The sequence below is a fragment of the Rhizobium sp. ZW T2_16 genome (assembly GCF_044987325.1).
GTDB lineage: Bacteria > Pseudomonadota > Alphaproteobacteria > Rhizobiales > Rhizobiaceae > Neorhizobium > Neorhizobium cellulosilyticum.
Map to the genome: position 1 here is coordinate 475,631 of NZ_JBJDRG010000001.1, position 20,831 is coordinate 496,461.

At 57.5% G+C, this 20,831-nt stretch carries 22 protein-coding genes and 1 pseudogene; 16 read left to right on the forward strand and 7 right to left on the reverse strand.

Annotated elements, in window-relative coordinates:
- Positions 1-15 precede the first annotated feature (15 nt).
- The 5 genes and pseudogenes from ACI3K0_RS02240 (at position 16) to ACI3K0_RS02260 (ending at position 5,502) form a co-directional block, all read left to right on the forward strand.
- Entirely contained in the window at positions 16-1,242 is a 1,227-nt protein-coding gene (locus tag ACI3K0_RS02240) for a PQQ-dependent sugar dehydrogenase (protein ID WP_404944846.1), read from the forward strand.
- Entirely contained in the window at positions 1,181-1,969 is a 789-nt protein-coding gene (locus tag ACI3K0_RS02245) for an RNA polymerase sigma factor (protein WP_404944847.1), read from the forward strand. Before ACI3K0_RS02240 ends, ACI3K0_RS02245 begins: the two co-directional genes overlap by 62 nt.
- Positions 1,970-2,025: 56 nt before the next feature.
- A pseudogene (locus tag ACI3K0_RS02250) lies at positions 2,026-2,514 on the forward strand (FecR family protein); the annotation flags it as partial.
- A 162-nt stretch (positions 2,515-2,676) separates the two neighbouring features.
- Positions 2,677-2,925, forward strand: coding sequence for a hypothetical protein (locus tag ACI3K0_RS02255; RefSeq protein WP_404945124.1), 249 nt, complete (start codon positions 2,677-2,679; stop codon positions 2,923-2,925).
- A 111-nt stretch (positions 2,926-3,036) separates the two neighbouring features.
- Positions 3,037-5,502 (forward strand): TonB-dependent hemoglobin/transferrin/lactoferrin family receptor, encoded by a 2,466-nt coding sequence (locus ACI3K0_RS02260; protein ID WP_404944848.1) that lies wholly within the window; start codon positions 3,037-3,039, stop codon positions 5,500-5,502.
- 72 nt (positions 5,503-5,574) lie between these two features.
- Here ACI3K0_RS02260 and ACI3K0_RS02265 read toward each other — a convergent pair whose 3' ends face one another.
- Positions 5,575-6,777 (reverse strand): pyridoxal phosphate-dependent aminotransferase, encoded by a 1,203-nt coding sequence (locus tag ACI3K0_RS02265; protein WP_148147516.1) that lies wholly within the window; start codon positions 6,775-6,777, stop codon positions 5,575-5,577.
- A gap of 734 nt (positions 6,778-7,511) precedes the next feature.
- Between ACI3K0_RS02265 and ACI3K0_RS02270 the strand changes: the two genes are divergently transcribed.
- The gene (locus tag ACI3K0_RS02270) at positions 7,512-7,727 is read left to right on the forward strand and encodes a cold-shock protein (protein WP_112456660.1); all 216 of its coding nucleotides are present in this window, start codon (positions 7,512-7,514) and stop codon (positions 7,725-7,727) included.
- 160 nt (positions 7,728-7,887) lie between these two features.
- Here ACI3K0_RS02270 and ACI3K0_RS02275 read toward each other — a convergent pair whose 3' ends face one another.
- Both ACI3K0_RS02275 and ACI3K0_RS02280 read right to left on the reverse strand, forming a co-directional pair.
- Entirely contained in the window at positions 7,888-8,544 is a 657-nt protein-coding gene (locus ACI3K0_RS02275) for an MBL fold metallo-hydrolase (protein WP_183821406.1), read from the reverse strand.
- 70 nt (positions 8,545-8,614) lie between these two features.
- On the reverse strand, positions 8,615-8,797 hold the full coding sequence (locus ACI3K0_RS02280) for a hypothetical protein (RefSeq protein ID WP_148147514.1): 183 nt from the start codon (positions 8,795-8,797) through the stop codon (positions 8,615-8,617).
- A 279-nt stretch (positions 8,798-9,076) separates the two neighbouring features.
- Here ACI3K0_RS02280 and ACI3K0_RS02285 point away from each other — a divergent pair, with 279 nt between their 5' ends.
- From ACI3K0_RS02285 to ACI3K0_RS02300, 4 genes are read left to right on the forward strand one after another with little or no spacing between them, the layout of a single operon-like run.
- Positions 9,077-9,538 (forward strand): MarR family transcriptional regulator, encoded by a 462-nt coding sequence (locus ACI3K0_RS02285; protein WP_183685845.1) that lies wholly within the window; start codon positions 9,077-9,079, stop codon positions 9,536-9,538.
- A gap of 9 nt (positions 9,539-9,547) precedes the next feature.
- A complete protein-coding gene (locus ACI3K0_RS02290; protein ID WP_148147513.1) occupies positions 9,548-10,243 on the forward strand; it encodes a response regulator in 696 nt (231 codons plus the stop codon).
- Between the two features lie 31 nt (positions 10,244-10,274).
- Positions 10,275-11,654 (forward strand): ATP-binding protein, encoded by a 1,380-nt coding sequence (locus ACI3K0_RS02295; protein WP_148147512.1) that lies wholly within the window; start codon positions 10,275-10,277, stop codon positions 11,652-11,654.
- The gene (locus ACI3K0_RS02300) at positions 11,651-12,130 is read left to right on the forward strand and encodes a GNAT family N-acetyltransferase (protein ID WP_343062210.1); all 480 of its coding nucleotides are present in this window, start codon (positions 11,651-11,653) and stop codon (positions 12,128-12,130) included. The genes ACI3K0_RS02295 and ACI3K0_RS02300 overlap by 4 nt, the downstream gene beginning before the upstream one ends.
- A 59-nt stretch (positions 12,131-12,189) precedes the next feature.
- Here the strand turns inward: ACI3K0_RS02300 and ACI3K0_RS02305 are convergent, their stop codons facing one another.
- The 4 genes from ACI3K0_RS02305 to ACI3K0_RS02320 all read right to left on the reverse strand — a co-directional run bounded on the left by ACI3K0_RS02305 (position 12,190) and on the right by ACI3K0_RS02320 (position 14,574).
- The gene (locus ACI3K0_RS02305; RefSeq protein WP_183821405.1) at positions 12,190-12,531 is read right to left on the reverse strand and encodes a tRNA-binding protein; all 342 of its coding nucleotides are present in this window, start codon (positions 12,529-12,531) and stop codon (positions 12,190-12,192) included.
- Between the two features lie 18 nt (positions 12,532-12,549).
- Positions 12,550-13,365, reverse strand: coding sequence for a pyrroline-5-carboxylate reductase (gene proC, locus ACI3K0_RS02310; protein WP_183821404.1), 816 nt, complete (start codon positions 13,363-13,365; stop codon positions 12,550-12,552).
- 2 nt (positions 13,366-13,367) lie between these two features.
- Positions 13,368-13,868 (reverse strand): YbjN domain-containing protein, encoded by a 501-nt coding sequence (locus ACI3K0_RS02315; protein ID WP_112456667.1) that lies wholly within the window; start codon positions 13,866-13,868, stop codon positions 13,368-13,370.
- Between the two features lie 445 nt (positions 13,869-14,313).
- Complete coding sequence (locus ACI3K0_RS02320; protein WP_183821403.1) at positions 14,314-14,574, reverse strand: accessory factor UbiK family protein; 261 nt, start codon at positions 14,572-14,574, stop codon at positions 14,314-14,316.
- 189 nt (positions 14,575-14,763) lie between these two features.
- Between ACI3K0_RS02320 and lgt the strand changes: the two genes are divergently transcribed.
- From lgt to ACI3K0_RS02350, 6 genes are all read left to right on the forward strand, one after another.
- On the forward strand, positions 14,764-15,615 hold the full coding sequence (gene lgt, locus ACI3K0_RS02325; RefSeq protein ID WP_183821402.1) for a prolipoprotein diacylglyceryl transferase: 852 nt from the start codon (positions 14,764-14,766) through the stop codon (positions 15,613-15,615).
- A 15-nt stretch (positions 15,616-15,630) separates the two neighbouring features.
- Positions 15,631-16,743, forward strand: coding sequence for a class I SAM-dependent methyltransferase (locus ACI3K0_RS02330; RefSeq protein WP_183821401.1), 1,113 nt, complete (start codon positions 15,631-15,633; stop codon positions 16,741-16,743).
- A 133-nt stretch (positions 16,744-16,876) separates the two neighbouring features.
- Positions 16,877-17,674, forward strand: a complete 798-nt coding sequence (pgeF, locus tag ACI3K0_RS02335; protein ID WP_148147507.1) for a peptidoglycan editing factor PgeF — start codon at positions 16,877-16,879, stop codon at positions 17,672-17,674.
- A gap of 1 nt (position 17,675) precedes the next feature.
- Positions 17,676-18,827 (forward strand): Xaa-Pro peptidase family protein, encoded by a 1,152-nt coding sequence (locus ACI3K0_RS02340; RefSeq protein WP_148147506.1) that lies wholly within the window; start codon positions 17,676-17,678, stop codon positions 18,825-18,827.
- An 80-nt stretch (positions 18,828-18,907) separates the two neighbouring features.
- On the forward strand, positions 18,908-19,693 hold the full coding sequence (locus tag ACI3K0_RS02345; RefSeq protein WP_343062209.1) for a hypothetical protein: 786 nt from the start codon (positions 18,908-18,910) through the stop codon (positions 19,691-19,693).
- Positions 19,694-19,821: 128 nt separating this feature from the next.
- Positions 19,822-20,754 carry a ribose-phosphate pyrophosphokinase gene (locus ACI3K0_RS02350; RefSeq protein ID WP_148147504.1) on the forward strand — a complete coding sequence of 311 codons (933 nt, stop codon included), beginning with the start codon at positions 19,822-19,824 and terminating at the stop codon, positions 20,752-20,754.
- Positions 20,755-20,831 lie beyond the last annotated feature (77 nt).

Genomic DNA, 20,831 nt, shown 5'->3' on the forward strand with positions numbered 1-20,831 from the left:
TCAAAGGGAGATAGAATGAAACGCCTCACCCTCATGCTGGCCTGCACGGCTATAACATCTGCACTCATCTCCACTCCAACTCTCGCCCAGACCACTGGCCAGCCCGCAGAAACGGGCCGCGCCAACGCCCCGGACCAAAAGCCATCCTTCGAAAATCAGACGCGCGCACCGCAACCGGCAACAATGCCGAAGATCAGCACCGAAGTTTTTGCGGATGATCTGCCGCATCTGTGGGCGATGGAGTTCCTGCCCGATGGGCGCATGCTGGTCACCGCCAAACAGGGTGCCATGCATATCATCTCTCAGGAAGGCGACGCCGGTCCGGCAATCGCGGGTGTCCCCGAAGTGGCGTTTGGAGGTCAGGGCGGACTGCTCGATGTCGCACTCGCACCGGATTATGCAACGTCAGGCATGATCTTCTTTTCCTTCTCGGAACCACGCGAGGACGGAAACGGCACATCTGTCGCCTCGGCGAAACTGGTGGCCGACGATAAGGGCGGCGGCAAGCTTGAAGACGTGAGTGTCATCTTCCGTCAGACACCGAGTTACGACGGACGCTCGCATTTCGGTTCGCGCCTCACATTCGGCCCGAACAACGAGCTTTACGTAACGGTTGGAGAACGCTCAGATCGCCAGCCACGCGTGCAAGCCCAGGAGCTCGGCAGCGGGCTTGGAAAGGTCTTCCGGATTGACACGAGCGGCAAGGCCCTTCCAGACAACCCCTTCATCAATACGGATGGCGCCCAGCCGGAAATCTGGAGCCTCGGCCACCGCAACATGCAGTCCGCCACTCTGGACGCTCAGGGACGCCTCTGGACCGTCGAACACGGCCCACGCGGCGGCGACGAACTGAACAGGCCGGAGGCCGGCAAGAACTATGGCTGGCCGGAAGTCACCTACGGCGTTGAATATAACGGAAACGCGGTTGGCAGCGGCATTACGGAAAAAGCAGAAACCGAGCAACCGGTTTACTACTGGGACCCGGTAATCGGCCCCTCGGGCATGGCCTTTTATGACGGCGACGCCATTCCCGAATGGAAGAATGCCTTCCTGGTTGGAGGGCTGGTCAGCCAGGGCGTCGTCGTTTTGCACATGAATGGTGACAAGGTCGCTTATGAAGAACGCGTACCGCTCAACGCCCGCATCCGCGACGTGAAGGTTGGGCCGGACGGGGCAGTTTATGCCGTTACCGAACAACGGGGCGGTGGAAAATCCACGATCATCAAGCTTACAAAGGCTTAGGCATTGCCTCGACATCGGGCGGGATCAGGCCGCCCGATGTCGACATGATCGTCATCATACGTCGGTCGACGATAAACATGATAAAAATCATCATATTTATTGCAATAGGTTTTCCCGTCATCTAAGAGACGGTGCTCACCCTTCGGCTTTCGTATCCGAGTTTCTCATGACAGCGCATTTTCGCGCCTCCTCTGCTAGCGAACATGCCTCTTCGGCCGGTGAAAACCCGCTGCTGGATCGGGCTATTCTTGCTTATTACGACGAGCTTTGCGGAAGCGTGCGACGGCGGGGCCACAATCCTGCAAACATACAGGAGATCGTCCACGACCTTTACATTCGTCTGCGCCAGAAGGACGCCGCTCTCGAAAACAAGGCGTCGCTGAAAGCCTTCCTGATACGCGCCTGCATCAATCTCGGCATCGACCGATTTCGGCGGGAACGCTTCGAAGCCTGCCTGTTCTCAGGAACCGAGCAGGAGGCTCTGGCCGTCGGCGCATCAATCGCCTCGCCAGACCATGCGATGGATCTTGAACATCGGCTGGGCATATTGAAAGCGGCGATCATGGAAATGTCGTTGCAGCGGCGACGCGTCTTCATCGCAAGCCGTGTCGGCAAGCTCTCGGCCGACGAGATTGCCGAGCGCATGAAAATCAGCCGTAACATGGTGGACCGCCACCTGCGAAAAGCCTATCTCCATTGCTTGGATCGATTGGAAGATGCGCTCTAGGCATGACGGACACAAAGGCAAACGAAAAGAAACTTCGCGCGCAGGCGGTCGACTGGATGTTGCGACTTCAGGAGGATCCGGATGATGCAGCGCTGCAGGAGCGATTTCAACATTGGCTGAATGAGGATCCAGCCAGAGGCCAGATTTTTGACCGCGCGCGCCGCGCCATGGGCGATGCCAGCCATCTTCTGAGCAATGATCTGGACTTCACTCGAAACGCAGCCCACAAACCGCTGTTGCGCCCACGCAATGTCGTAGCGGGTCTGCTTTTGGTTATAGCTGGGTCTATAGCTTTCACCTTGGCTGATGGGCCAATGCGCTTGCGCGCAGATGTCATGACAGGCACGGGCCAAAAACAAATCGTAACGCTGGCGGACGGCTCCAAGGTCGAGATGAATGCCGAATCCGCAATAGCCATCCATCTCCTGCCAAACGAGCGCAGGATAACCCTCTTGCGCGGCGAAGCCTTTTTCGAGGTCGCAGCAGATCAGACGCGCCCTTTCGTCGTGAAAGCGGGCAAAGGCACGACAACCGCACTCGGCACTGCCTTCGATATCAACCTCACGAAGCGGGAAACAATGGTGGTCGTCACCGAGCACGCCGTCATGGTCGCCTCCGAAAACGGCGATCGGGCGCATCGGCTCCACGAAGGTGAGCAGATTTCCTACGATCCCGATGGCCGTCTTCAAGTCGCAGAGGCGGCAGATATGGACACCGCGACCGCCTGGAGGCAGGGCAGGATCGTTTTTGACAACACCCCGCTGTCTTTGGTGGTGGAGCAGATCGATCGCTACATTCCAGGCAGGATAGTGATCGCGCAGTCCGATCTCGCCGACAGAAGGATTTCGGGAAGCCTTGATCTGGCGCATCCCGATGCGGCCCTTGACGCCTTTGCAAACGCGATCGGCATCCGGATTACCCGGCTCGGTCCCTACCTCGCGGTCCTGCGACGGTAATTTTTTTCTTGGCCCTGTCCCAAAAGCGCGTCCCCGCCCGTCAACCGCGCAGAAGTACATTTCAACGGACAGGTCCGGGGGACTATGACACATTCGACGACACACAGCAGCATGTACAGACAGCGCCGGCTACTTGCCGTACTTTTGAGCGGTGCCGCACTATTTTCGACGGTCGAGGCGACACGCGCCCAGCAAGTCGCCACCGTTTCAATTGATATTCCTGCCGGTACATTGACCAGAGCACTCAATGCTCTCGCGGCACAGGCGGGGCTACAGATCGCTTTCGACGCTTCGGTAACACAGGGCGTCTCGACAGCGAGCATTTCTGGAAACTTGACCGTGGAGGCGGCGCTATCTCGCCTCCTGGTCGGCACCGGCATCTCATATCGCTACTCTGGCACGTCAATGGTGACTTTGAGTAAGGCAGGCAGAGCGGATGCAACATCTGGCGAACAGACGGCTCTGGAGCCGATCATTCTCACCGGCAGCCGCTATTATGGCGACGGGGACCCGAGCAAATCAGTGATCGACCAGGCATCGATGGCGAGAATACAGGCTGCCAGCATTCCCGAACTCATAAAACACACGCCAGGTGTCTCCATGGGCGGCGGCGTGCGGCTTCAGGGGCAGACCATCTCCATCCGTGGCTTCTCCCGCCAGACCGATACACGCGTCCTGCTCGACGGTGCTCCGAAGAATTTCGAAAAATACGATCAGGGCACGATCTTCGTTGAACCTGAACTTCTGAAGCGCGTCGAGATAGACAAGGGCGCCACATCTGTGCGTTACGGCAACGGCGGCTTCGGCGGCACCATTCGAATGGAAAGCAAGGATGCGGCCGATATGCTGAAGCCCGGCCAGACCTGGGGTTTCTACGGCAAGACCGCCTACCAGACGGCCAACAGGCAGTTCCTGGAAACCGGCGCACTCTACGGTCGCTCGGATTTCGGAACCCCGGTTACCTATGACGGCATCCTCTCTCTGACGTGGCGCAAGGGCGATGACATGCGGATCGGCGGGGGCGAGCGGTATCTGTTCTCCGATGAGAAGCTCGCCTCAGGCATGGGCAAATTCGGCGCGGAATTCGACGGCCACGAGATCAAGACATCGCTGCTCTATGGTGAGAGCAACAACTGGGGACCGGTCGCGGCTATCCGCGGACAACTCGAAGTCAATGCAAGCGACATCAAAAAATACGGTTATCAGGAAGCGGTTAGGCGCCGGTTGGCTTGGCGTGAACTCAAGGATCTGACCACAACTTTCGACTATAAGTATACCGGTGACAGCGCACTCTGGAATCCTCATTTCATGGCGAGCTACTCCTCAACGCGCCAGCACGCGACCCGCCCGGGCGATCAAAGTCCATCTGCTTCCGTTGGCGGACTGGAAAACGACGCAGCTTACTCCGACATTCATCTGGAACTGGAAAACACCTCGGATCTCACTCTGGGCGGAATGCTGCACAGCATCAACTATGGCCTGCAATACAACGCTCACAAGCGTGATATCTCCATGTTCGACATCGCCAACAGTACAAAACCAGACTATAATTATGGGCATTACGCGCCCTATTTCATGCCAGAAGGCACGCAGGACACCGCTTCCGCTTTTATCCGCGATACGATCAACCTGACCGATAGCCTGACCCTGACACCGGGATTGCGCTTCGACTGGGTGCGCTCGGAAGGCGTTCCTAACGCTGCTCCGCGTTACAACAATCCGGCAGCCGGCCACGATTTTTCGGCAGTCGATCATCATGGCTTCACTCCGGCTGTAAGCCTGGCTTGGACTGCGACGCCGAATATACGCTTGTTCGCCGATTGGGCTTATGCCATGCGCGCGCCCAACATCGACGAACTATATTCCAACCAGAGCGCACTCAGCTCAGCACCGGCAACCAGCCGGGAACTGCAGGCTGAACGAAACAACACAATCAATCTTGGCGTCGATTTCAACTTTGATGACGTGATCACATCCGGAGATACGCTCTCCACGCGGGTCGCCGTCTTCAACAACCACGTGACCAATCCGGTAGCGCGGCGTTTCGGCAGCCGAAATCTGTCAGGCATGGGTGCCGATGGGGTGGACTGGTACTGGAACGTGCCCGCCTATTACACGACCGGCCTTGAGATCCAGGCACACTATGACACCGACTGGATGTTCGCGGATCTCGGCTTCTCGATGATGACAGGTACTCGGCATGGCGCCGTCAACGACATTCGCGGACCAAGGACCTATGTAAACGATCTGGCCCCGACTACGGCCGACCTTACATTCGGCATTAAAATGCCCGATCACGACCTGTCCTTTGGCTGGACCGGCACCTTTGTGAAGGCGCAGGACAAGACACCTATCCGGCAATTCATGGGTTCCACCTACGCCCGGCCCGAAAGCCCCGGCTATGCGGTGCATGGCATCTTCCTTGACTGGACGCCGAAGCAAGGTTTCATGAAAGATACCGAGCTGCACGCCGCGATCGAGAATATCTTTGACAAGAAATACGAGCCTTATCTAAACGATGGCATTACCGCCATGCCTGGCCGTAACTTCAAGATTTCGCTCAGTCGTCGCTTCTGAAGCCGTCGCAGATCGCAAACGCAAAAAAGCCCGCCGTTTCCAGCGGGCTTTTTCGTAAAAGGTAGTCAGCGATTACCGGCAGGCAGCGCAGAAGCGCTGGATGCGCTTGCAGGCTTCTTCCAGCAGCTCTTCCGAAGTCGCATAGGAAATGCGGAAGTTGGGACCAAGGCCGAAGGCCGAACCATGAACGACGGCAACGCCTTCCGATTCCAGAAGTTCGGAAACGAAATCCTCGTCCGTCTCGATAACCTTGCCCGACGGAGCCGTCTTGCCGATCAGGCCTGCGCAGGACGGATAAACGTAGAAGGCACCTTCCGGCTTCGGGCAAACAATGCCGGTGGCCTGGTTCAGCATCGACACGACGAGATCGCGGCGGCCCTCAAAGATCGCCTTGTTCTTGGCGACGAAGTCCTGCGGGCCATTCAGCGCCTCGACGGCCGCCCACTGGGCAATCGACGATGCACCCGAGGTCTGCTGGCCCTGGATCATGTCCATGGCCTTGATCAACGGCAGCGGGCCGGCTGCATAACCGATACGCCAACCGGTCATTGCATAAGCCTTCGACACACCATTCATCGTCAGCGTGCGATCATAGAGCTTCGGCTCGACTTCCACCGGCGTTGCAAATTTGAAGTCACCGAAGGTGAGATGCTCGTACATGTCGTCGGTCAGGATCCAGACATGCGGATGCTTGAGCAGCACGTCGGTCAAAGCCTTCAGTTCGGCCGCGCTATAGGCAGCGCCCGTCGGGTTGGACGGCGAATTGAAGATGAACCACTTCGTCTTCGGGGTAATGGCGCTTTCCAGCTCTTCAGCCGTGAGCTTGAAATCGTTTTCTTGGCTTGTCGAAATGGCAACCGGCGTACCGCCGCACAGCGCCACCATTTCAGGATAGGAAACCCAGTAGGGAGCCGGGATGACAACTTCATCACCCGGATTAAGTGTTGCCATGAAGGCATTGAAAAGAATCTGCTTGCCGCCGGTACCGACGATCGTCTGCTGCCAATCGTAGTCGAGGCCGTTTTCACGCTTGAACTTCGCGGCAATGGCCTTGCGCAGTTCCGGAATACCAGAAACCGGCGTGTACTTCGTCTCGCCGCGGTTGATCGCGTCGATCGCCGCCTGCTTGACGTTGTCAGGCGTGTCAAAATCCGGCTCGCCGGCTCCAAGACCGATGACGTCCCGGCCTTTCGCTTTCAGCTCGCGCGCTTTCTGAGAAACGGCGATGGTGGCGGACGGCTTTACACGGGAGAGGGCATCGGCAAGAAAGGCCATAATCGAGGTCCTGAGAGCTGTTGCAACGCGGCGAAGGTCAAAAAAATCGCCCGAAGTTGTATGTCGAATGAGGCCCGCTCTTTCAAGCGGAAAGCTTGAATACGACCTATCAAACTCCGTGAACACTCAATCAGGCCACCATCGTGGTGGTTAATGCCGGGTGACCCACAGGCGCAACCTATTGTTGCTCCCCGTGCAAAACCGGAAGAAAGGGAATTGCACATCCCAAAATGCGGCCAATTTATGAGCGGGTAACCGATCAGCAAACGGTGTCGAGACGCTTCCATCGGGCAAGATGGATCCACCAGTCGCAATCCACTCACTGTGCCAAACCCGCACATTGTTGAATACAATCAATGATGGTTGGATGGATTTCATAGCGCCAAAGCTGTCCACCCGTCAAAAACGCCTACGTTCCAACGGCTTCCGAGGCAATGCCTTTTCAACTTCACGGCGCAGTTTCGCAAAACTTTTTCTTGCCAATTCCCTATAAACACAGCAATCTGCCCCCGTTCGGGCAATTTACGAGCATGGGAAGACCTATAATAATGCGATCCGAAGTCGCCAAAACTTCGGGCGGGGAACTTGGGGGCAATTTGAAAAAATCTATTCCTGCCATTCTCCGCGGTAACACAGGGACCCTTTCTTAAAACTGCCTGCCGCCGCCCCCTTTGGGGGCAATAGTGTTGTGCTGTCCGCCGCTGAACACGGACAGAAAGAAAAGGACCTGCTGCATGGCCGAAACTGGCACTGTAAAATTCTTCAATACCGACAAGGGCTTCGGCTTCATCAAGCCAGATAATGGCGGCGCCGATATCTTCGTCCACATTTCTGCCGTCCAGGCGTCTGGCCTGTCCGGTCTTTCCGAAAATCAGAAAGTAAGCTTCGACACGGAGCCGGATCGCCGCGGGAAAGGCCCTAAGGCCGTTAACCTGCAGATCGACGGCTAAGCCTGTGAGGCTTTGACCCAAGTTGGAGCCCGGCAGTCTTGCCGGGTTTTTTTATGCCATAGATTTAGATCCTGCGCCTCACACTCCTTGTAAAACGCAGTAATCTCGACGTGATCTCGCGCATTCGAAGATTGTAGAATGTGGCGCCCGGCCCCTATTCCTAGATCGAATACATATCCTGCAGATAGGGATTGTTTCTGCGCTCTTCGCCAATACGTCCCCCTGGACCGTGACCACACAGGAAACCGACATCGTCGCCAAGCGGCAGGACTTTTTCCCTGATCGAATTGAGAAGGGTCTGATGATCGCCCCCCGGCAGATCCGTCCGTCCTACCGAGCCATTGAAAAGCACGTCCCCCAGATGCGCGAAGCGCTGTGCGCGGTTGAAGAAGATGACGTGCCCGGGCGCATGTCCAGGGCAATGATAGATTTCGAAAACATGCTCGCCAAAAGACACAATATCTCCCTCGGACAGCCAGCGGTCCGGAACAAGATTACGCGCCTCCATCCTGACACCAAAAGACTGAGCCTGCGTCTCCAGCCTTTCGAGTAAAGGCAGATCGTCCACGTGTGGTCCGATGACCTCCACATTCAGGATTTCGCGAAGTTCGTCTGCTCCGCCAGCGTGATCGATATGTCCGTGGGTGATCCATATCTCTTTGATCGACAACCCATTCTCACGCACCGTCTGCTCTATCAGCGATACGTCGCCGCCGGGATCCACCACCACGCCTTCGCGGGTCTCATCGTCGAAGAAGACTGTACAGTTCTGCTGAAACGGAGTGACGGGAATGATCCCGGCTTGAAGTTTTCCCATGATCTCCGACCTTGGCTTGATTACGCCTTGCCGGATATATCGCCTGCAGCAACAGAAAGCAGCCAGAAATTCACTCGTCGGCAGCAACCATGTAGCGTGTGTCAGCCGCTACCGGAGGAGCGAGCGATGCGTTGGCCAGAAGAAAAGCGCATACCACGAGCTTTAGGGCAATCACCGTTACGAACACAGCCCGTAGCGGATGCGGCTGGGGTCTGTCGATCGTGATCGGCGGCAAGGCTGAATATGTCTGCATTAAAACTCTCCAAGGTCTCTGGCTGTTTTAATGAGGGGCACGCCATAAGGTTCCATCGCTCCGTGTAAACCGAAGCTGATAGGATCGACGCCGTTCGCAGAGTATCTCGGTCGAAATCACACAAATTCTGTTGATTGTTCAAGCCGATCGCGCTTTATCGAGCACGACGCATTACAATCGCAGGGGTATGTGGCGCGGCATTCCACGCCGCACCGTAGAAAGGAACTGAACGTGTCTCGATCAATGGCGGCCAAACCCGTCAGGAAAGACCAGCTGCCAATGCCGGCAGTCGATGAAAGCCGGATCGACTTCGAGACTATCGAATTGTTCTTTTTCGCCTATCGCGATTTCATTTCCGATCCGGATGCCATTCTGGCAAGGATAGGCATGGGTCGGGCGCATCACCGCGTCGTATATTTCGTCAGCCGCCATCCCGGCTTGATGGTAAGCGACCTTCTGGAAACGCTGCAGATTACCAAGCAAAGTCTCTCGCGCGTCCTGAAGCACCTCATCGATTCCGGTTACATTCGCCAGATGGCGGGAGCGAAGGACAGGCGCGAGCGGCGGCTCTACCCCACCTTGGCCGGCCGGGAATTGTCGCTTGCCCTATCGGAGCCGCAATCATTGCGCATCGCCCATGCCATGGAAGACCTGACGCCGGGCAATCGCGAGGCAGTGAAGGAATTCCTGAAGAAAATGCGAGGCCGCGACGAAAGCCTGCCGCCCGCCGATGATGTGTAGGATGCCCTTATGACGAGAACACCGCCGACAGATGATGCACCTCACCTGCTGATCGTCGATGACGACAAGCGCATCCGCGACCTGCTCAACCGTTATCTTGCGGAACAGGGCTTTCGCGTTACCATCGCAGGCGATGCGGCGGAAGCGCGGCGCAAGCTGGAAGGTCTGCATTTCGACCTGATCATTCTGGATGTCATGATGCCGGGTGAATCCGGTTTGTCTCTGACGAAGTCACTTTACGAAAAGAAGACGATCCCGGTTATCCTGCTGACGGCGCGCGTCGAGGCGGATGCCCGCATCGAAGGGCTGGAAGCCGGTGCCGATGACTATCTGGCAAAACCTTTCGACCCGCGCGAACTGGTTCTGCGCATCAACAATATTCTGCGCCGCAGCGCGTCCGAGACACCCAAGATCGAGCAGGTGATCTTCGGACCGTTCACTTTCTCCATATCCCGCAAGGAACTGCGTCGAGCGGCTGAAACCATTCGACTGACGGACCGGGAACAGGAAATCATGCTCATGTTTGCCATGCGCGCTGGAGATACCATCCCGCGCCATGAACTGATCGGTGATGATTCCGATGTCGGGGAGCGAACGATCGACGTGCAGATAAATCGCCTCAGGCGGAAGATAGAAGACGATCCGGCCAATCCGGTCTATCTTCAGACGGTTAGAGGCATCGGCTACAGGCTGAGCATCGACTAGTCGACCTGGAACGGTCGGCAATGGAGAAGCAATGGCGTTTTTCGACACGCTGAGACAGAACGCGGCAGCGCTCAGCATTCCGGGCTGGCGTCCACTAACGCGCTGGCTGCGACGTTGGCTGCCGACGGGGCTTTATACCCGCTCGCTGCTGATCGTTATCCTGCCCATGTTGTTACTGCAGACCGCGGTCGCAGCCGTTTTCATGGAACGGCACTGGCGCATGGTCACCGAGCGCCTTTCGGATGGCACCGTCCGTGATATTGCGGCCATTATCGAGGTCATTCGCAGCTATCCGCAAGACAGCAACTACAATGAAATCACGCGGATAGCAGACCAGACACTGGACCTGACGATCGCTGTGGAGGAGAACGGGCAATTGCCGCCGCCCCGGCCACGGCCCTTCTTTTCGATACTGGATGGCATATTGACCGACCAGATCACCCAACAGATCAAGATGCCGTTCTGGCTAGATACGGTCGGCGACAGCAAACTCGTCGAGATCCGCATCAAACTTGATCAGCGCGTACTCAGGGTTTTTGTTCGCCGTGGGTCTACCTACGCCTCCAACACCCACATCTTCCTGGTCTGGATGGTCAGCATTGCGCTAGTCCTTGTCCTGATCTCCATTCTGTTTCTGCGCGGCCAGATCCGCCCCATTCTTTCACTCGCCAATGCAGCCGAAAGCTTCGGCAAGGGCCAGAAGACGGAAGGCTTTTCACCCCGTGGCGCAGACGAGGTTCGCCGCGCCGGCCTCGCCTTCATCCAGATGCGCGAGCGCATCGAACGGCAGATGGAACAGCGCACCGCCATGCTCGCCGGCATCAGCCACGACCTGCGCACCATCCTCACCCGGTTCAAGCTGCAACTGGCGCTTGCCGGCGACAAACCGGAACTCTCCGGCATGACCGAAGACGTCAACGACATGCAGTCCATGCTGGAAGGCTACCTGGCCTTCGCCAAGGGCGAGGCAGAGGAAGACTTTGGTACGCTAAATCTCAGCGAATTGCTGGAGCGTTTCCGAAATGACTTTGAGTTGCGCGGCCGCAAGCTGACGTACGAAATCGACGGCGAGGATGAAATCGCGGTTAGGCCGAATGCCTTTACCCGACTTACAGGCAATCTGGTATCCAACGCCGAGCGTTATGCCAAAACGCTGCACATTCACGCAAAGCATAGCGCCAAGTGGCTTACCCTGACTTTGGACGATGACGGCCCAGGCATACCGGCGGAATCACGCGAGGAGGTTTTCAAACCCTTCTACCGGCTAGATGAGGCTCGGAATCTGGACAGTTCCGGCACCGGCCTCGGCCTTGCCATCGCCCGCGACATCGCCCGCGCGCACGGCGGCAACGTCACACTGGGAGAAAGCCCGAGCGGCGGCTTGCGGGCGATCGTGCGGATACCGGCGTGAACGATTTGGATGAGACGGTCCTGGACATCAGGCAAGCAGATCAGAGCGATCTACCTGCCCTGATCGAACTGTATCAACATCTGGCCGAAGGGGATGATAGGCCCCACCTCGAATTGGCGCATGACGTCTTTGAACGGTTTCAAGCCTATGCGGGCAGCATGATTGTTATTGGTTTGGCAGACGGCGTATTGGCGACATCATGCACGCTTGTCGTTATCCCCAACCTCGCGCGAGGCGGTCGATCATATGGCCTGATCGAGAATGTCGTCACACACCGCGGTTTTCGAAATCGAGGTTTTGGCAAACAGATCCTCCAACATGCCGCGGACGCAGCATGGAAGGCCAATTGTTATAAGGTGATGCTGATGACTGGCTCGAAACGGCGCGAGATTTTGGACTTCTATCTCGCTGCTGGATTTGAGCAATCTAAGACAGGTTTTCAGATGCGGCGTCTTGCAGCACGCACGGAAACATAATGAGGCGCCGCAATTTACATGAAAACGAAATGTGAATTAGCGGAGCTTCCGTCGCCAGCTCACATCATCTTGCGCCCGTTCGGAACACCCTGCGTAACCGAGGCAAGCACGATCGCCCCATTATCGTCTTCGAAGCCCAGGGTGAGCACTTCGGAACGAACCGGACCAATCTGGCGCGGCGGAAAATTCACGACACCGAGAACCTGACGACCGATTAGCTGATCCACCGTGTAGTGCACGGTGATCTGCGCAGATGATTTCTTCACACCAATCTCGGGACCGAAATCGATCTTCAGCTTGTAAGCAGGCTTGCGAGCTTCCGGAAAGGGTTCGGCCTCGACGATGGTTCCAACCCGGATATCGACCTTTTCGAAATCCCCGTATGTAATCTCGTCTGCCATGCCTGCTACCTTATCTGCTCAGCTGCCCAGTTCTTCGGCCCGTGTGCGTGCGGCGGCAATCGCCTTGTCGAAGATCGGCTGTATACCGTCATCCGCCATCAGCACGGAAAGTGCTGCAGCCGTCGTGCCACCCGGCGACGTGACGTTCTTGCGAAGCTGAGACGCGTCCTCCGGGGACTGGTTCAACAACTCACCAGCCCCCGAGACGGTCTCCCGCGCAAGCCGCATGGCGAGGTCCGCCGGCAGGCCCAACTTGCGACCCGCCTCTGCCATGCACTCGACGAGATAGAATACATATGCAGGCCCACTGCCCGACACCGCCGTCACGGCGTCGATGTCGGCTTCGGTTGCGACCCATTCAACGGGTCCGCTGACCCTGAGCAATTCATCGACAGCCTGACGCTGCTGATCACTGACACGCTGATTGGCGAAAGCGCCAGTCACGCCGCGGCCGATCATCGCCGGGGTATTCGGCATTGCACGGACCATGGCGGCATCACCGAGATGGCTTTGAAGATAGTTGAGTGTCTTGCCTGCCGCGACGGAAACGATAACCGTCTTGCCGCCGACGGTTGTTTTCAAGGGCGGCAGAACCGTATCCATCATCTGTGGCTTGACCGCCAGGAAAAGGATGTCGGCGATCATGCCTTCGGGCAGCGATGTCGCATGTTTTGCGCCTGCTGCCGAAATTTTCGCCTGCATTTTCTCCGAAGGAGACGGATCGACGACTGTGATCCGGTTGCCTGCAACGCCCTTGTCCAGCCAGCCGGACAGCATGGCGCCGCCCATATTGCCGGCGCCGACGAGCACGATCGATCCGCTGCCAGCTACCATTTTCAGCACTCGCCGACGGTTTCGAAAAGAACCGCATCCATGGCAGCCTTGGCTTCCATGCCCGACCAGACGACGAACTGGAATGCCTGATAATAGCTCTCACAGGCATCCAGCGCGCTGGAAAGCAACACTTCCACCTGCTGATTGGTTGGTTCAGCACCGCCGGCCAGAAGCAGCGACTGACGGAAAATGATCACATCCTCCTGACGCCACAGATCGAAATGGCCCATCAGCGTCTGGCCGTTCACATGCGACAGCAGGCGGAGGATCTCGTTCATGCGCGTATCGGGGATCTTGAGATCGAAGGCACAGGCCAGATGCAGCGCCTCGAAATCCTCCATCCAGGAAAATGACACGTGGTAGTCGGTCCAGCGGCCTTCCACGGTCATGGCGATTTCGTCTTCGCCGGAGCGTTCAAACGTCCAGTCGTTGGACGCAGCGACGAATTCGATCATGTCGACCGGATTCGATTGACGTTCAATTTCCAATTCCATCAGGCTCATGCGGCACCTTTTCGACCGGAATGAATGCGACGTTGCGAGATACGCCAACACGCGAAACAATTAACCGGAAACAACACTCCCGATGATCTTACGGCGCCGCCAGATTAACGCTGTAACCCTGCCTGGAGCTTACCAGTCCGTTTCGAATCATCATTTAAAATCAGTGTAGCTAGACCACTTCTAGCTTCTACCCCCTCCCCCCATTATTTCGGTGGGTTACGCACTCGGTTGGTTCGTATCGGAGATCAGCGGAGATGGGTAACTGACTCTGTCGCTTAGCTTTTTCGGAAGTGTCCACAGGGGGGAGTTTTTTGAGGACATTCACACCTCACCACGAGGGGACATCGTCCCGACTCGGCACGGAAAAGTTAATGACAGATACGAATCGGCCTCCCATGCGGACATGAGAGGCCGAAACGATTCTGGAAGACGGGCAGCTCTGCAATCAGCCTTGCTGGGAAGCCAGCTTAGCCTCGAGCGCTTCGATACGGGCCTTCAGCGCGTCATTCTCGTCGCGAGCGCGAGCAGCCATCTCGCGCACTGCCTCGAATTCCTCGCGCTTGACCACGTCCATGCTGTTGAGGAAACGATCGGCCTGCGCATGAAAGGCAGTTTCCATCTCCTTGCGAACACCCTGGGCAGCGCCCGCTGCGTCGGTCATGATCTTTGCGAAGTCGTCGAAAATACGATTGGTCCCGGTCGACATGTCGTCATCTCCTTGAAGCCGGCGGAAATGCCCCGGCATATCATTAAGTCCATGACAAGAAAGTAGGGCCAGCGGCGGTCTCTTGCAAGCTCCATCCACTACTGTGGTAACCGGTTGCACGATTCCGGCTTGACCGCCACTTTTGGTAAGGCCATGGTCCGCCAAGGTCGGTCAAACCGGGAACAAACATTGTACGAAGCCTTGAATTTTCTCGCCATTCTGCCGTTTCCAGATATCGATCCGGTAGCATTTGCCATCGGGCCTCTTGCCGTTCACTGGTATGGCCTTGCCTATGTCGCCGGCATCATGATCGGCTGGCTTTATGCCCGCAAGCTGATCGACCGGCCGACGCTGTGGAAAGGCGATGCCGCACCAATGACAAAGACGCATCTGGACGACTTCCTCGTCTGGATTGCCGTAGGTATCGTGGTCGGTGGCCGCACCGGTTATGTCTTGTTCTACGACCTGCCTGTCATGCTGGAAAACCCGATCCGCATTATCCAGATCTGGAATGGCGGCATGTCCTTCCATGGCGGCCTGATGGGCGCGATCGTTGCGATGATCCTGTTTGCTCGCAAGAACGTGATCCCCGTCTGGAGCATGTTTGACATCATCGCTGCCGTCGTACCGATTGGCCTGCTTTTCGGTCGTATCGCTAATTTCATCAATGGCGAACTCTGGGGGCGATTGAGTTCGGCACCTTGGGCGATTGTTTTTCCCACCGGCGGCCCGTTTGCCCGGCATCCGAGCCAGCTTTATGAAGCCGCACTGGAAGGAATTCTCCTTCTCCTCCTGCTTGCCTCTCTGATCTTCGGCATCAAGGCTTTCAAGAAGCCGGGCCTTATCGCAGGCATCTTTGTTATGGGTTACGGTTTGTCGCGCATTTTCGTCGAGTTTTTCCGCGAACCGGACGCGCAGCTGGGTTATCTTCTTGGCACGAACTGGCTGACCATGGGCATGGTCCTTTCATCCCCGATGGTGCTGATTGGTCTTTGGGCTGCTCTTCGGGCGCTGGTTGCGGCCCGTACCGCCAAGGCATGAGGGATCGAGTCTGCCATGAGCACCTCCAACACCACTCCCCTGGCCGAAAAGATCAAGAATCTGATCCGGACAAACGGTCCCATCACCGTTACGGATTATTTCGCGCTTTGCCTCGCCGATCCTGAATACGGTTATTACCGCACCCGCGAACCCTTCGGCCGTCACGGCGATTTCATCACCGCGCCGGAAATCAGCCAACTGTTCGGCGAGATGGTCGGCATCTTCATGGTCCATGCCTGGCAGCAGCACGGCACGCCAGAAAATGTCCGCCTCGTCGAGATCGGCCCCGGCCGCGGCACGATGATGGCCGACATGCTGCGCGTCATCAAACGGATCTCGCCCGCCCTGTTCGAGCGGATGACCGTGCATCTGGTGGAAACCAGCGAGCGCCTACGTGGCGTCCAGCGAGTGACGCTCGAAGCCTATTCAACGATGATCAACTGGCACGACAGTTTCGAGGATGTCCCGGAAGGTTTCTGCCTGATCGCCGCAAACGAGCTGTTCGACGCCATCCCGATCCGCCAGTTCATCAAGACGCCGACCGGTTTCCGCGAGCGGCTGATCGGCCTGGATATCAATGATGAGCTCGCATTCGCGGCCGGTGTCGCGACAGTCGATCCGGTACTTCTTCCGTCTCATACCGGCGCGGTTCCGGACGGTACGATCTTCGAAGTCGCCCCTGCCCGCCAGGCTGTCATGCAGACCCTCTGCGAGCGCCTTGGGCAACACGGCGGCACCGCCTTGATTATCGATTACGGCCACATGGTCACCGGCTTCGGCGATACACTGCAGGCCGTGATGAACCACGAGTTCGACCCGCCATTCGCCCATCCCGGCGAAGCGGATCTCACCAGCCATGTTGATTTCGAAGACCTTGCCAAGGTGGCTCTCGCAAGCGGCGTTCATCTTAATGGGGGTCTGCGTCAGGGCGAATTTCTCTACGGCCTCGGCCTTGCCGAACGCGCCACGGCTCTTGCCCGCGATAAGGATCCCCCCGAGCAACGCCTCATCGGCGCCGCGGTCGATCGCCTGGCGGGAGAAGGTGCGGGAAAGATGGGCGAACTCTTCAAGGTCATCGCCGTTTCGAGCCCGGCCCTGAAACTCATGCCGTTCCGCCCGGTTGACTGATCATCAAGGCCTGGCGCGCAAACGCGCTTTAGCCGAACCGCATTGACAGATTGGCGTCTTCTGCGCCACTCTCGCCGGCGCAAACAGCCGCATTCGCGTGCATTATCTCGTAAAATCAACAGGATGGACGCTTATGCCGAATAACGACCTGCCGCTGCCGATCGAAAGCGAATTGCTACGCGAACGGGCAGGCTCACGCATCCGGCACGGCTTTTTCACCCGCAAGGGCGGCGTTTCCGAAGGCATCTATGCAGGCCTGAATGTCGGGATAGGCTCCGATGACGACCGCGACAGGGTCATTGAGAATCGTGCCCGTGTTGCAGCATGGTTCGACCTGCCGCTGGAGCGGCTGGCGACTGTTCATCAGGTCCACTCTCCCGATGTCGTGATCGTCGACGAGCAATCGGCAGCGAGCGAAAGGCCCAAGGCCGATGCGATGGTGACCAATCTTCCGGGCATCGTGCTTGGCGTATTGTCGGCCGACTGCGGCCCGATCCTGTTTGCAGATGCTGAAGCCGGCGTGATCGGTGCCGCCCATGCGGGATGGAAAGGTGCGCTCCACGGCGTGCTCGAAAACACCATCGAAGCCATGGTCTCGCTCGGCGCGGATCGCGGCCGCATTACCGCTGTTCTCGGCCCATCGATCGGACCAAAGAGCTACGAGGTGGGACCAGAGTTCGTTTCCAATTTCAAATCTGCCAACCCTTCCTACGAAATCTTCTTTTCCCCCTCGGTGAAGCAGCACCATGCGATGTTCGACCTTCCGTCAATGACCATCAAGCGTCTCACCGATGCAGGCGTAAAGGCAGAAAACCTGAACCTGGACACCTATCCGGACGCCGAGCGTTTCTTTTCCTATCGACGCACTACTCACGCAAAAGAGCCGGACTACGGCCGCCAGATTTCAGCGATCACGATCCGGGAGGATTGATATGGCCTTGCACTTCGAACGCGACGAATATTCCGCCCGCCTGAACCGGCTTCTCGCCGAGATGCAGGAGCAGAAGCTCGATGCAGTGCTGCTCTTCGCTCAGGAAAGCATGTACTGGCTCACCGGCTATGACACGTTCGGCTATTGCTTTTTCCAAACGCTGATCGTCAAGGCGGACGGGTCCATGACGCTGCTGACACGGTCGGCAGATCTGCGTCAGGCACGCCAGACTTCGATCATCGAGAATATTTCCATCTGGGTCGATCGGGTGAATGCCGACCCTACGCTCGACCTGAAGAACCTCCTGAGCGACATGGATCTGCTCGGAGCAAAAATCGGCATTGAATACGATACGCATGGCATGACCGGCCGCGTCGCCCGCCTCATAGACAACCAGCTTTCCACGTTCGGTCAATTGATCGACGCCTCCTATCTCGTCGGCGGCCTGCGCCTGATCAAAAGCCCGGCCGAAATCGCCTATGCAAGGCATGCAGCCGAACTGGCAGACGATGCGTTGGATGCGGCCCTTCCCTTGATCAAGGCCGGCGGAGATGAGGCAGACATTCTGGCCGCAATGCAGGGCGCGGTATTTTCCGGTGGCGGCGATTATCCGGCCAACGAATTCATCATCGGCTCCGGCGAGGATGCGCTTCTGTGCAGGTACAAGGCCGGCCGGCGCAAGCTCGAAGCCAATGACCAGCTGACGCTCGAATGGGCCGGTGCCTCCGCGCATTATCATGCAGCCATGATGCGTACGGTCGTGATCGGCGAGCCGTCGCTCCGCCACCGCGAGCTCTACAAGGCCTGCCTGGAAACCATCCAGGCGATCGAGGAAGTGCTTCGCCCCGGCCACACCTTCGGCGATGTCTTCGACACCCATGCCCGCATCCTTGATGAACGCGGCCTTTCCCGCCACCGGCTGAACGCCTGCGGTTACTCGCTCGGTGCCCGCTTCTCGCCGTCTTGGATGGAGCAGCAGATGTTCCATGTCGGCAACCAGCAGGAAATACTTCCCGACATGACACTCTTTGTCCACATGATCATCATGGATTCCGACAGCGGCACGGCAATGACGCTCGGTCACACCTATCTGACGACCGAAGGTGCGCCGGAACCGCTATCACGAAGAGGCCTCGACCTGATCGTCTGCTGACTGCACCATTTCCCGCAATTGACACATCCGAAACCCCACCTCTAAGCTCGTAAGCAGGCGGGGATTAGAGAGGTAAATGGGTGCAGCGATCGGGATCATGGCATATCGCTGCAACTCTTGCCTTCTCGCTCGCGCTTTCAGCCTGCAATACGACCGATGCCCTGACGCCGCAGGTCGATATCGGTGGCGGAACGGAGAGAACCTCCAGCCCGGTCACCCAGGCCGATACCGATCGAATGGTCGGAACCTATAACGCCTCGCCGATTCAATCCGCTCCACCTGCCTCGAATATCTATGCCCATAGACAGGGCAATACCTTGGATAGCCAGGCCCGAGCTCTGGACGACGGCGAGGCCATTTCGCCTTCCTCATCAGGCCCACCGCCGGAATGGCAAGGCCAAGTCGCCAACGGCCAGATAGAGACGCCTTCCTCCGGCAGCCCACCGATCGCCTCCACGGCACATCAGGCGGAATTGCCATCGACATCGGCTGAAAGCGCTGGAACGATCCGTTTCCTTCCAATCATCGGCGCTCCGGTCGAAGCCGTCACACCTCTCTCGCGCCAGCTTGCAGTCGCCGCTCGTACAAGCGGTGTACGCATTAAATCTTCTTCAGATACCAACACCGAACACATCCTGAAGGGCTATTTCTCCACCCTCTCCGATGATGGCAAGGTGACGGTCGTCTATGTCTGGGACGTTCTCGACAATGGCGGCGCGCGGCTACACCGGATGCAGGGGCAGGAAACACTTTCCGCACGAGGACCGGATCCCTGGGCGGCAATACCGGCATCCGTCATGCAGTCGATTGCGGACAAGACCATATCGGGTTATCTCGACTGGCGGCAAACGGCATCGCGACTGTGAAAAGGGCTTTTTAGGGCCTCAAGTCACAGTTCATTCATAAAATTGCGTGTGCATTTGGAAAACGCTCTTGCATTCAAGGGCAGCGGCGGTAAAAGGCCCCCATCCAGCTTCAATACAGGCGGACCGAAATGAAGGTTTTCGCAGGCAATTCGAACCGGCATCTGGCCGACGCGATCTGCAGCTATCTCAATGTCCCAGTCGGAAAAGCCAGTGTAAGGCGTTTTGCAGACCAGGAAATCTTCGTAGAAATTCAGGAAAACGTGCGCGGCGAGGATGTTTTCGTCATCCAGTCCACGTCGTTCCCGACCAACGATCACCTGATGGAATTGCTCATCATGATCGATGCGTTCCGGCGAGCGTCCGCACGGCGCATCACGGCGGTGCTTCCCTATTTCGGTTATGCAAGACAGGATCGCAAGGCAGGTCCGCGCACACCGATCTCGGCCAAGCTCGTCGCCAACCTGATCACCGAGGCAGGCGCCGACCGCGTTCTGACCCTCGACCTGCATGCAGGCCAGATCCAGGGTTTCTTTGATATTCCGACGGACAACCTCTACGCCGTGCCGATCCTGGCGCGCGATGTGAAGGAAAACTACGACCTGAACAACGTCATGGTCGTTTCGCCCGACGTCGGCGGCGTGGTGCGTGCCCGTTCGCTCGCCAAGCGTCTCGATTGCCAGCTCGCCATCGTCGACAAGCGTCGTGAACGTGCCGGTGAATCGGAAGTCATGAACGTCATCGGTGACGTGACCGGCAAGGACTGTCTGCTGATCGACGATATCGTCGATTCCGGCGGTACGCTTTGCAATGCGGCTGAAGCCCTGCTGAAGAACGGCGCCACCAGCGTCACCGCCTATATCACCCATGGCGTTCTGTCCGGCGGCGCAGTCACCCGTATTTCCTCGTCGAAGCTGAAGGAACTGGTCATCACCGACTCGATCCAGCCGACGACGGCAGTTCAATCCGCCCCGAACATTCGCGTCATCTCGACGGCGCAGCTTCTCGGCGAAGCGATTAACCGCACGGCAATGGAATCCTCCGTTTCCAGCCTGTTCGATTGATTGCTTCCAGCAGTCACACGTAAATATCCGAATATTTCACTCGGGCCGAAAGTCGATATCGATTTTCGGCCCGATGT